Source organism: Exiguobacterium sp. s22, from assembly GCF_018617455.1.
In the GTDB taxonomy this organism is placed as follows: Bacteria; Bacillota; Bacilli; order Exiguobacteriales; family Exiguobacteriaceae; genus Exiguobacterium.
In genome coordinates this window covers 1-11,349 of record NZ_JACSKD010000002.1, presented here as the reverse complement: position 1 = coordinate 11,349, position 11,349 = coordinate 1, and the positions used below count along the sequence as shown (strand labels likewise).

Annotated in this window: 10 protein-coding genes and 1 other annotated feature; of the genes, 4 read left to right on the top strand and 6 right to left on the bottom strand. The window is 52.4% G+C overall.

Translation table 11 applies throughout. The features are described 5' to 3' along the window. Positions 1-573 precede the first annotated feature (573 nt). On the top strand, positions 574-1,701 hold the full coding sequence (locus tag KNO94_RS03915) for an SH3 domain-containing protein (protein ID WP_214777660.1): 1,128 nt from the start codon (positions 574-576) through the stop codon (positions 1,699-1,701). Between the two features lie 112 nt (positions 1,702-1,813). Here KNO94_RS03915 and KNO94_RS03910 read toward each other — a convergent pair whose 3' ends face one another. From KNO94_RS03910 to KNO94_RS03895, 4 genes are all read right to left on the bottom strand, one after another. Beyond that, positions 1,814-4,492: a S8 family peptidase gene (locus KNO94_RS03910; protein WP_214777658.1), complete on the bottom strand. Its 2,679-nt coding sequence runs from the start codon at positions 4,490-4,492 to the stop codon at positions 1,814-1,816. A 63-nt stretch (positions 4,493-4,555) separates the two neighbouring features. Continuing rightward, complete coding sequence (locus tag KNO94_RS03905) at positions 4,556-4,963, bottom strand: hypothetical protein (protein ID WP_214777656.1); 408 nt, start codon at positions 4,961-4,963, stop codon at positions 4,556-4,558. A 132-nt stretch (positions 4,964-5,095) separates the two neighbouring features. Further along, positions 5,096-6,406, bottom strand: coding sequence for an Ig-like domain-containing protein (locus KNO94_RS03900; RefSeq protein ID WP_214777654.1), 1,311 nt, complete (start codon positions 6,404-6,406; stop codon positions 5,096-5,098). Positions 6,407-6,574: 168 nt separating this feature from the next. After that, positions 6,575-6,949, bottom strand: a complete 375-nt coding sequence (locus KNO94_RS03895; RefSeq protein WP_251125816.1) for a nuclear transport factor 2 family protein — start codon at positions 6,947-6,949, stop codon at positions 6,575-6,577. Between the two features lie 172 nt (positions 6,950-7,121). Between KNO94_RS03895 and KNO94_RS03890 the strand changes: the two genes are divergently transcribed. Genes KNO94_RS03890 through KNO94_RS03880 form a run of 3 tightly spaced genes read left to right on the top strand, consistent with a single transcriptional unit; the run spans position 7,122 to position 9,943 of the window. Continuing rightward, positions 7,122-9,344 (top strand): C40 family peptidase, encoded by a 2,223-nt coding sequence (locus KNO94_RS03890; protein WP_214777653.1) that lies wholly within the window; start codon positions 7,122-7,124, stop codon positions 9,342-9,344. A 12-nt stretch (positions 9,345-9,356) separates the two neighbouring features. Then, entirely contained in the window at positions 9,357-9,641 is a 285-nt protein-coding gene (locus KNO94_RS03885; protein ID WP_214777651.1) for a hypothetical protein, read from the top strand. 35 nt (positions 9,642-9,676) lie between these two features. Further along, positions 9,677-9,943 carry a hypothetical protein gene (locus tag KNO94_RS03880; protein WP_214777649.1) on the top strand — a complete coding sequence of 89 codons (267 nt, stop codon included), beginning with the start codon at positions 9,677-9,679 and terminating at the stop codon, positions 9,941-9,943. A 49-nt stretch (positions 9,944-9,992) separates the two neighbouring features. Further along, positions 9,993-10,224 (top strand) — a binding site (T-box leader). On the opposite strand, the gene KNO94_RS03875 is transcribed toward KNO94_RS03880, so the two are convergent. Both KNO94_RS03875 and KNO94_RS03870 read right to left on the bottom strand, forming a co-directional pair. Further along, the gene (locus KNO94_RS03875) at positions 10,221-10,793 is read right to left on the bottom strand and encodes a DUF3885 domain-containing protein (protein WP_214777647.1); all 573 of its coding nucleotides are present in this window, start codon (positions 10,791-10,793) and stop codon (positions 10,221-10,223) included. It overlaps the preceding feature by 4 nt. Before the next feature lie 142 nt (positions 10,794-10,935). Further along, positions 10,936-11,349: RNA-guided endonuclease TnpB family protein (locus KNO94_RS03870; protein ID WP_214777645.1), on the bottom strand; the 414-nt coding region annotated here is incomplete at its 5' end.

The following is an 11,349-nucleotide window of genomic DNA, read 5'->3' as shown; positions in this document are numbered from 1 at the left end:
GAACAATTTACCAAGACTGTTCTTGGAAAACCTTACATCCATAATATACATAACCCTTCCAAGCGACACAAGCGTTTTTTTTCGCAAAAATGGTAACGTTTTTGAATTTTGGAGATTTTAGTTTAATTCATTTTTAGATTTACCTATTTTGGAAATGTCGAAACAAGTCGATTTTTGTTGATTTCATGCGATTTCAGCTGAAATACTCGTTGAAAACCATTTTTATACCATTAATTACCTTTAACATTTATTTTACAATGATGAATTTTAAAGACCAGTCTTCTCCATACATATTTCCAACTCATAAAATCATTGACCTCTTTCACAAAACCAAACATATCCAAAATAGCATCCGTTATTCCAACTATACAAGAATCGGTGACTGTTCTGGAGGATTCATGCCCGTGAGGACTATTTGCCTAGTCTGGATTTACGATTTGGCACGATCCCTTATATACCGATCCCGTCGTGAGAAACTGAAAAATCGATTCCCTTTTCGTCTGAAAGGTGACGGATGTCTAGGAAAGGATTGTCCTATACTGAAATCAATGAAGATTTAAAGGAGATTCCACTATGCGACAACTACTGAAAGCATCCATCTCGTTCGGATTGATTGGATGCCTTATCCTCTCACCGATCGAGTTCGTTCCCGTAACCAATCTAATCATTCAAGCGAAATCAGCATCGACGACCGGGACGGCTGAACGGGTGACCACAGAATATACGAAAGTGTACGCCTCACGGTCGAAGAAGGCGAAGGTCATCCTCCCGCTCACCTTCGGTACGACCGTCTATCAAAACGCGACGTCCGGGAGTTGGACGAAGATCACGTATAAAGGAAGAACGGGATGGGTGCCGTCAGATACGCTTATGCCGTCGTTGATTTCGACGGAGTATCTCGTGAACCGAACGACGGACTTGTACGCGACGTGGTCGACGAAAGGGAAACGGGTCACGACAGTGCGATCCTGGAGTCGCGTCGTCAAGACCGGGGAGTACGGCAAGTGGTCCCGTGTCCGAGTCGGTGGGAAGACAGGATGGTTGCCTTCTTCTTATCTTCGTGCGCCTTATTCAAACAATCGAATCACTCGGACGGTTTACGGAAGTCACACATACGGGGTCGATACGCAGGCAGAGTACGATGCGGTGTACAAACGGGTGAAGGCGGAGTTTGATGCGAAGTATGATTCGGCTGAGTTTGGTTTCAGCGAGTATATCTTCAGGGTTCTCGATGGAGAGAGGGGTAATCGTGATTCAAGCGATCCAGAGTATAGAACACCAAATAACGGGGGGCTATTGATGGCTGAAATGGCTTTAGAACCATATTTTGATGGTAGCATGTCTATGAAAACGTATGAAAAGATGTACCGAACGGATAACTTTTTAAGATATATACATTCTAAGTATAAATCTACTGGTGTAGAAGGAGACAAAAAACTAAAGTCTGCCTACGATGTGTTGTTTAGAGGAAAATCTGATTGTGACTCGAAAGAACAAGTCAAATCACTGGTGTATGATTTGGCAGGGATTGATAACGTTGTTGTCGGTGACGGGGTAACTCATGCTATATTGCTGTTTAAAGTAGATGAAGGTTGGATGGGTACTAATTATAAGGCTTTCACGAAGAGTGATGTAAACCAACTTAACTCTACCAACGTATACCTTTCCTACACACAAAAAGGCACTAGGATGTCATATTAATCTTGTTGAGAAGGGGTTTCGACCCCTTCTTTTTTTTTTGCTTTCCTCCCCGTCCCATCAAAAAACGGGTATTCCGATCACTCGGCATACCCGTCTCTTCTATTGAATTCCCTTATCTAACCGTTGTCTTGCTCATTTTGCCTGGGCGACCTTTCAAGTCCTCGATGTGGACGTTGATCGTCTCGCCTTTCTTGAGCGCACGTGTCTTCACAGAGAAAGTACCGTTCGGGAGGACCGTACCGCGTCCCAACAATTGATACTTGCTGTTGCGGACGACGACACGCATCCCGGCTTCGCCGCGACCCGTGACCGACTTCGCGCCAGAACGGAGCGTGTTCACCGTCGGTTGGCCTGGACGTGCGCCGGCTTTCACGACGACACGTTCACTCGTCTCATACTTCCCGTTCGTATAGACGACGCGAAGAACCGCTCCTGCTTTTTGCGGTTGAATCGAGAAGGCCGCCATCGTCTGTTTCGACGTGCCTCGTCCGATCAACTTCTCTCCTTTATACACGCGGACCGTCGTCCCCGACGTGACTTTCGCCTTGAACGTCGATGAGTTGTCCTGTGCTCTCGCGCCAGAGGCATTCAATTTGAGCATCGACTCGGCGTGGTAGACGTTCGCCTTCCCAAATCCGCTCACCGGGTTGTAGTAAGCCGGGAGCGTCATCCCCAATTCTTCTAACACATACTCGAACCCGTCACTCATGCGTGGGTCGTACGGTGCGTCCCCACCCGAGAAGGCGATCGGGTCTGCCGTCCGCTGCAAGAGCGTCCGTACGTCTTCAACCGAAAGATCTGGGTGATACGACTTGAGGAGCGCGACGGCTGCAGCGACGTGTGGTGTCGCCATGCTCGTCCCGTCCATATAGACGACGTTCCCGTCCGGTACGAGACTCGCTACTTTCGAGCCCGGTGCGACGACGTCGACGCCGATGCCGTAGTTCGAGTAATCCGAGACGATCCCAAAGGCGTTCGTCGCGCCGACCGAGATTGTATATTTCGATGATGCCGGATACGACACGCGTGACTGCGCATCGTTCCCTGTCGCCGCCACGATGACGACGCCACGGTCATACGCATACTTCAACATGTAACCGAGCGTACGGCTCTCGTTGCCGCCGAGGCTCATGTTGATGACTTTCGCCCCTGCGTCGACCGCATACTTGATCCCGAGTGCGATTTGGTCCGTGTCCCCAGAACCGCCCGCATCGAGCACTTTCACCGGTAGAATCGAGACGTTCGGGACGATCCCGCGCATCGAGACGCCGTTGTCACGTGTCGCACCGATGACGCCGGCGACGTGTGTCCCGTGACCGTGGTCATCGATCGCGTCGCCTTCCCCGTTCGGGTCGACGAAGTTCTTCGCGTTGGCGACATCGACCTTACCTTTTAGGTCAAGGAGACGATGGTCGACCCCTGTGTCGAGGACGGCCACTTTGATCGACCGTTTCGGCAAGTTCAACGCCTCATACTTGTCGAGGCCGATCCCTGCATTCGCGAACGGCTCGAGGACCGACTTCTGGTTGATGGCCCATTGGTAGTCGAGGCTGACGTCCGTCGCGAACGACTGATACGTCTGGACCGGTTCGATATACTCGACGTTACGGTCCGACTCGAGCGTCGATTTCGCCTGTGCCTGCATCTTCGTCGATGCTTCTTCCACATCGACGAGCGCGAAGTAATCAGACGGTTTCCCGATAGCGATGCGCTCGGCCGAGACGTCGCTCATCGCGTTCATCTTGCCGATCGATGTGTTTGGTGACGATTTGTATTTGACGATGTAACGCGGTGCGTCACTGCCGTCCGTTTGGATCGTCATTCCGATTTTGCCGAAGAGGTCCGTCACCGGAGTCCCGGCGAGCGAGTCCATCTCGAGCGCTGTCGCGATCTCGCCGATCTCGCCTTGTAGCGCAGCCGGTACGCTTGCGTCGACCAAGGCGTGGAGACGGTTGATCGCCACCGCGTCCTGAGTTTTGAGCGTATACGCCTTCTTGTCGACGAGTGCCGTCAACAACGGACGGAGCGTCTTCAAGTCAGCGAGGGCAGCTTTGCGCTTCTCGCCGTCAAACGTGATCGCTTTGACGATATACGGTGAGGCACGGTAGTAAAGGGCCGACAAGTCGCGACCTTCCTGTGACGTGCCAAGTATTTCACTTTGGACGCGACGGATGAGCTTGAGCATCGAGTCACGTTCCGGTGCCGGTTGGACGATCGATTCGACGGCACACATGTCGCCGCCGACCTGCTCGTATTTGACCGGGAGTTTGACCGGGTTGACGACGAGCTTGATGTCTGACGCGAACATCGAGAGGTCTGGTGCCGGTGGCTCTTCGCCTTCCGGTACCTCTTCTGTCGGCATGTCCATCATCCCGTCTGCGAGTTCCATCGGCATATACTCGACCTTGATGTAGTATGGACCTTCCCATGCGAACGGGAAGTCGATCTTGGCCGTCTGTTCTTCTTCTTCCTTCGTCGCGCTCGCGCGGTAACGGTCGAACGTCTCATCCTTCGCTGCCATGTCGGCGCTCGGGTAGACGCTGATGTTCGCGAGCTTCGAAGATTCGAACGTGACTTCCATATGTGTCATCGCGGACGTCTCTCGTTCCATCTTGAACCAATACGTGTTGACCGGGTCCGTACCGGTCGTGAATTCGACCGCTTCCCCCGGAGTGAGTAATGTGGCATTGGTCATCCCGTTTCCGCTGTCAGCGAGTGCTGGCGGCAGGAACGAAAGGACGAGGCCGAGAACCGTCACCATCGCCACGAACTGCTTGAATCGTGCTTTCATGTTTTCCCCTCTTTCGTTTGTTCTGGAGCATGTGCCCCACATCGTTCTACGATACTTATCGGTTTATGTTTCAAAAATGTAACAAAAATGTTTCGACAATGTTTCGACCCGTTCGTCGAATGATTGCTCGATTGATTTCTTGCGCTCGAGCACACGGTAATTGGCCTCATGATTGGTCCGGTCAAAGAAGATCCCGGCGACCTTGATGAAGCGAAAGTCGACCTTGTTCCCGTATCGGTCCGTGTAGTCGATCTGCTCGATCCGGAAGTACCCATGGTCTTCGGTCGCGCTCGAGAACCGCTCGAACTTGAACTGGCGATCGATCACATAATAGAAGCGCTCTTCCTCCATGAAATAGATTTCCTCGACACCGTACTCGTTTTTCATATAACGCTCCGTCGAGTTCTCACTCACGACGTTCAGCATCGTCATGCACCAAGCGAGGATTAATAATAGAAGAAATGCTTTCATCCACCATAGGAATCGACTCGAGGAGATCGGGGGCACCGGCAGGGTTTTTAGCGAATAGATGAGATCTCGCTTGTCTTTCATGTTGCAACTCCGTTCACCAAAAAGACCGGTGTCTCCACCGGTCCTAAGGAATTAGTATCCTGCGTATTGAAGCGATTGGATGAATGCGCGTTTCTCCGCACCCGATAAGTTGAACTCGAGGTCGTAGTCCACTCCTTGGACCATGACCGTGATCCGGTTTTCCGGACGGACGTACTTGTCGACGAAGCTGATGAGTTTCGCATCTGGCTCGAACAAGTATGACTCTTCGACCGAGCCGTCATCGAACTCGTCATAGTAGACATCGTACTCGTCGATGTTTTGCGAATACGTCGCGCGACCGACGCGGAGCGTCAACTTCTCAAATCCAGCGACCGACCCGTCCTCTGTGTAGCTGCTGAGAAGGAACCCGAGGCCTGACTTCGACGGATGTCCGAAGAAGAGTGGCACGAACGTGTCCGCATATTTCGTCGTCGCATCTGCGTAGAAGACTTCTTTATGAACCGTCACCTTCATCCCTTCAAAGTAGACACGGTGGAAGTTGTTGTAGAGCGCGTGCTGTACCGTGATCGCCTTTGGTTGGCTGACATTTCCTGCACCATCACGGATGACGAGTGACATCTTCTGCCCCATCGCTTGACGCGGGATCTTCACGATGAACTTCCCAGTCGACATGACGGGTGCCGTGTATGACTTCGTGCCGATCTTGACGATGGCTGTCGCATATGGCTCGGCTTTTCCGAAGACGCCATATGATGCTGCCGTCACGGATTGTGTCAACGTCGCCGTTTTTGGTGCGATGCTGTCTTTGTAGACGCTACGTTTCGAGACGTCGCTCGTCGCACCTTTCGTCGTGATCGTCTTCGCCGAGAGCCATGAGTAGGCCGGTTGCGGCGCGATGCCACGACGGTAGAGACCGTTCGCATCGAACTTCCCTTTATACGTGCTGCTGCCGATCGAGAGCTCGACATATTGTCCCGGCTCCCCGACGACGTGCACTTCACGTGACGTCTCCGTCAACGGTTTGATGACCGGTGCGTCCGGACGTGCTTCTGGGTCTTCTGCGACGATGGCGCGTGTCGTCTCACTGATGTTGCCGCTCGCATCGACGAGACGGACGTCGATGACTTTACCGACCGATTGTGGTGACATCTTGAAGACGGCCTCGCCACCTTCTAAGATGGTACGGACGTACGTCTTACCGTTGATCATAATCTCCGCTTTCGCAGCCACTTCACCTGTGATCGTGAGTGATGTCGACGTGTGGTATGGTGCCGATAATACAGGTGCGTCAGGAGCAGTCACATCTTCAGACGTCTCTGCGTTGACGATTGCCGAAGGCGCGATACCTCCGAATGCGAGTGTGGTAGCTAAGAAAAGTGCTGCATATTTCGGTTGCTTCATAATAAGTAGGGTCCCCCTCAAGAATAATGACAATCGTTTACAAAATTATTATAATCTGTCCTTTTTCAAAAGGGTACATAATTTTTCTAAAATAGGCATATATTTTTCAAATTCACATTTCCTTCATTTAATAAAAAAGGCACCCCACTGTTTGGAGTGCCTGAACGCTTAACCTTCGTTGATCATCGTCGCCTGTCCGCCTTGCCATAACCAGACGTCATCTTCTTTCACATAAAGATGAAGCATCCAGAACCGGCCTTCGTAGGCGTTCGTGCCGATGATGAACTTCTCTTCTAGCAGAAGTTGGACGACGGCGAGGTCGCCGCGTACCGTCTCATCGAACGTGACCGTGTCCTGTGCGATCCATTGAATCGCTGTCGGGTCGACGAACTGGTCCAAGAACGTCTCTTTATCGAACTGACGCCCGCTCGAATCGACATATCGGAACGAGTCGTGCATGAGCGCCCGCATCGCGTCGAGATCGCCGGCCACCTGATGAGCCGACCGGTCTTCAGAAAGTTGTTTCATGTTGAGTGTCTCCATCGTTGTCCCTTCCTTTCCCCGTTTATCATAGCACAGATGGTCGAAAACGAACGAGTGGAATGCTGATTACAGATTCCTTCAATCATTTCCCTTTTATCGAAATAAGCAACCTTTTTCATCTCCACTATGTATATACTAAAAAATGTAAATTTCATGAATCGAGGTGGAACGCTTGAAACGAATCTTCAGTTTGCTTGTTCTCTTTACTTTTTATTGGACTCTCACCGCACAGGCGGTCGGGTCCGACGCCATGCTCCCTGCCGGCACGACGCTCTATGCCGACCCGGAGGAATCCAGCATCCTGCTCGTCACGGATGAGCCGAAACGTGTCGACATCCAGGATGTGACCGAGACCCATACGTCCGTCACGGTCGATACACAGAACGGATTCGTTCGAAATGACGACGTTCGATATGCCGTCACACGTTACACCCAAACAGATACAAATGCGCTCGACGCTTCCGGTAACCCCGTCACAACCCTCCCAATCGGGACAGCCGTCGACGTCTTTGACCTCGAAGGCGACCTTCTCCTCACGACGGACGGGACGTATGTCGCCCGTGAAGCTCTCGGCGAGAAGATGCCGGAAGCAACGACCCGCTACGCGAAAGCAGGTGCGGTCGTCTTGTCCGCACCAGACGGGGAAACAATCGCCGAGCTTGAAGCCGGGCAGACGCTCGACGGTTTTGTCGTCGGTTCGATGCTTCGTATCGAGACGGCGGACGGCTTCGGCTATGTCGCCCTTGATGCAACGAGCACTCGTCCGTTCAAGACGGGCACCCAGTTCGTCTTGACGACATCGCCTTACACCGATGCGTCCGGCAAGATCATCGGCTCCCTCGTCCGCGGTGAACAGACGAGCGTCTATGGCACCATCGGAGACAGCGCCCGGCTCTTCAAGGACGGCGCATACGTCTATATGAAACGCGACGTGCTCGCAGACAAGATGCCGCGCTACACGAAGACAGGCAGCCGCTATGCGCTCGCCGCGATCAACATCTATCAGGACACGGACAAGAAACAAGTCGTCGGGTCGCTGAAACGAAGTCAGCTCGTCACCATTTACGGGACGGACGGCGACTTCACACGCATCTATACGCGCGGCCAGTTCCTGTTCGTCGAGACGAAATCGCTCGGCACGACAAAACCGGCACCGCTTAAAACAGGACAACGATACATCACGAAAAACACGCCGGTCTACGCACGGACGGTCCTGTCGTCGAAGACGTCCCTCAGCCTGAAGCGCGGACAACTCGTCACCATCTACGGGACGAAAGGCAACTATACCCGCATCTTCACGCAAGGGAACTACTACTTCATCCCGACGAGCGTGACGAGCACGAAAAAACCGCCTCGCTTCGAATCGACGGGCATGCGCTACTCTCGTTATAACGAGGTCGAAGTGTACGCCTCGACGTCTGTCGCGAAACAAGTCGGTTCCTTGAAACGTGGGCAAGTCGTCGAAACGTTCGGGACGAGTGGATACTACACGCGCATCCGTCTGAACGGGACGTATCGCTATGTCGCGACAGGCTACCTCGCCGTCTCGAAACCGACCGCGAAACCGAAGGCAGGAACGGTCTTCTATACGCAGTTCAACGGGACGCCTTATTTCTCGGCTGACGTCGCATACGGTCGTCCGGCCGGCACGTTGCCACGTGGAACGAAACTCGTCGGGCTCCGCTCGATCGATGCCGACTTCTGGCACGTCCGCCTTCCGTCCGGGAAACGCGTGTACGTGCTGAACCCGTATATCGCCGAGACGAAACCGAAAGCGATTCAGCCGGCGAGCATCTATACGGCCGCCCATTACGGGACGACGAAGAAGACACCGTTCTACGCCAACCCGAACGACACCCGTCCGATCGGCTATCTCGATGCCGGTCGTCGCATCTACCCTCGTGGAAAGAGTGGCGACTCGTATCTCATCCAGTACGACTGGCGCCCCGTCTACGTCAAGACGAAAGACATCCGCATCAAGCAGGATGCCTTGCTGAAGAAATGGGACAACTCGCAAAAAGAGCGTCTGATCAACGCCGCCGTGAAACATCTCGGGACACCATACACATGGGGCTCACAGTCACCGCTGAACGGTGGGTTCGACTGTTCCGGTCTCATCCACTATGCGACGAACCAGGCCGGGAAGATCGGCGGTCGCACGAACGTGTCGGGCTATTGGTATAGCGGACACTTCAAGAACAAACGCACAGGGATCACGAGTGGTCGTCGCGGAGACATCATCTTCTTCGCCGGCACGTATAAATCCGGTCCATCGCACATCGGCATCATGCTCGATGACGAGTTCTTCATCCATGCCGGGGGCGAGATGCTTCAAATCAACTCGATCCACGACCCGATGTGGCGCCCGTACTTCTTAGGATACAAATCGTTATAAGGGGGATGCTCCATGTTTCACTATATCGATCCGTTCCTATGGCAGCTCGTGATCGTCCCGGTCCTCACCATCGGCGGTGGTGTCGTGGTCGCCATGATCATGAAACGGATTTGGGTCGGCCCTGTGGTGACGTTCTTGTTGAACGCAATCATCGAATTGACGTACTTTGCCGTCTATTATGACCACAGTCCGTTCGATATCAGCCATCTCAGTTCGTGGAATGTCATCTTCCCGCTGATTTCGCTCTTGTTCTCGTTCATCTTCGTCGGATTGTTGAAAACGAAGAAATCTGTCTGATGTGTCATGATTCATCTTTATAAGGAGGACTCTCCATGTTTCACTATATTGACCCATATCTTTGGCAACTCGTAATCGTCCCAACGTTGACGATCGGACTAGGGGTCGCCATCGCATTGCACTTGAAGCGCTTGTCTATCGCTCCCTTGTTCACGCTGATTGCCTACTTAGGCATGGAGTGGTTCATGTATCGTGGCACCCTCTTCTTCTTTACGAAGTGGTGGCTCCTCCCCCTCCTGGCATTGGGGATCACGTTCACGTTCATCGGCAAACGTCAGGTGGAGCACGCTTCGGTCAAATGATGCTTGACAACGCATCTTTATCCCGTTAAAGTAACGATAACATTCATACGAACTCGCGATGAGAAAGAAGAGTAGCGCGAAGGGACGTCTTCAGAAAGCCGGTGGTCGATGCGAACCGGTGTCGTGCCTTGCGTGAATGGGCTTTTGAGCGTTCAGACCGACATGTAGGCTCTGACGGGTCCTCCCGTTATCGGGGACAGCGAATGATGGTTCGCGATGAGTGGGAAGACAAGGCGTCTTTCAACGAAGGTGGCAACACGGGGAATCTCCTCGTCCTTCATGTCCGATTGGGCATGCGGGACGGGGAGATTTTTTGTTTGAGCGATTGGAGGTGGGCTGGTGACGTTCCACGGATATACGCACCGCGGTCATCGTATACGAACAAGACGTGCCCCTCTCGTTCGTGGATGAACTGAACGAACGGATGCGTCGTGTATTGACCGTTCAAACGCGGTTTCGTTTTCGTATAAAAATCTTGATAACAAATCGCCTCGAGGAGTGGTCGCACACGGATTGCGGACTTGTCTGCTACCGGCACGGTGAACATCCATAACGGTTCGTCATCGAATGCGCACGATGTGGCGGTCGTCTTGAAGCGCACCAATTTGTCCTGGATATAACGGAACAGACGGGTCGGTTTGACGGGCTGTCCATATACATGCCAAACGATCCGAATGGGGTCGCCCTCTTCGAACAACGCATCAAACAATTGCTGGGCATGACGAACAACAGCCTCAAAATATTCAAGATTCAGTTCTTTGGATTTGATACCAAGGTAAGGTGACAGCATGTCCTCGAGTTCGATGTGCTCGGTCAACGCTTCACCTGAAAATTGGTCAGGTCTTGACACTCCCACGGCTAAAGCCGCAAGCTCACCCTTCGGGATGAGTGGGATTCTGAAGTGCTTGTGCGAGCGCAGTCCATTTCTGTTTTGCTCAAACCTCCAGATGAGGGTGTGCCATCACCCCTCCTGAGACAGATCATATAGATTCTCAGGCTGATTGACTGTTACCATCAACCACAGGTGCGGTTCGGATATTCATCGCACCAACTACATCTCGATGTTTATTAAATCCGCAAGAACACGAATAGGTACGGTCTTTCGCTTTATTCCGACTCCCGCAAGAAGGGCATGTCTGAGATGTATATGCAGGATTGACATATTCAACCTTGATCCCTTCTAGTTTCGCCTTGTACTCGATAAATAATGCCAAGCGATAGAACGACCATGTATGCAGATTCTTGTTGTGTTTACGGCTTGTTCTTGCCGTCTGTCGGATGTTCGCTAGCTTCTCTAGGCGAATGACAGAAATGTTATTCTCTTTTGCGAAGTCGACGATCTCACGGCTCACCTTGTGATCCTTGTCTTTCATCCAACGCTGTTCCTTGTTGTCCAGTTTCTTGAT

Bases quoted from the DNA above. Each gene is read 5' to 3' on its own strand.
- KNO94_RS03915 (WP_214777660.1), top strand. From the start codon at position 574: ATGCGACAACTACTGAAAGCATCCATCTCGTTCGGATTGATTGGATGC.
- KNO94_RS03910 (WP_214777658.1), bottom strand. From the start codon at position 4,492: ATGAAAGCACGATTCAAGCAGTTCGTGGCGATGGTGACGGTTCTCGGC.
- KNO94_RS03905 (WP_214777656.1), bottom strand. From the start codon at position 4,963: ATGAAAGCATTTCTTCTATTATTAATCCTCGCTTGGTGCATGACGATG.
- KNO94_RS03900 (WP_214777654.1), bottom strand. From the start codon at position 6,406: ATGAAGCAACCGAAATATGCAGCACTTTTCTTAGCTACCACACTCGCA.
- KNO94_RS03895 (WP_251125816.1), bottom strand. From the start codon at position 6,949: ATGGAGACACTCAACATGAAACAACTTTCTGAAGACCGGTCGGCTCAT.
- KNO94_RS03885 (WP_214777651.1), top strand. From the start codon at position 9,357: ATGTTTCACTATATCGATCCGTTCCTATGGCAGCTCGTGATCGTCCCG.
- KNO94_RS03880 (WP_214777649.1), top strand. From the start codon at position 9,677: ATGTTTCACTATATTGACCCATATCTTTGGCAACTCGTAATCGTCCCA.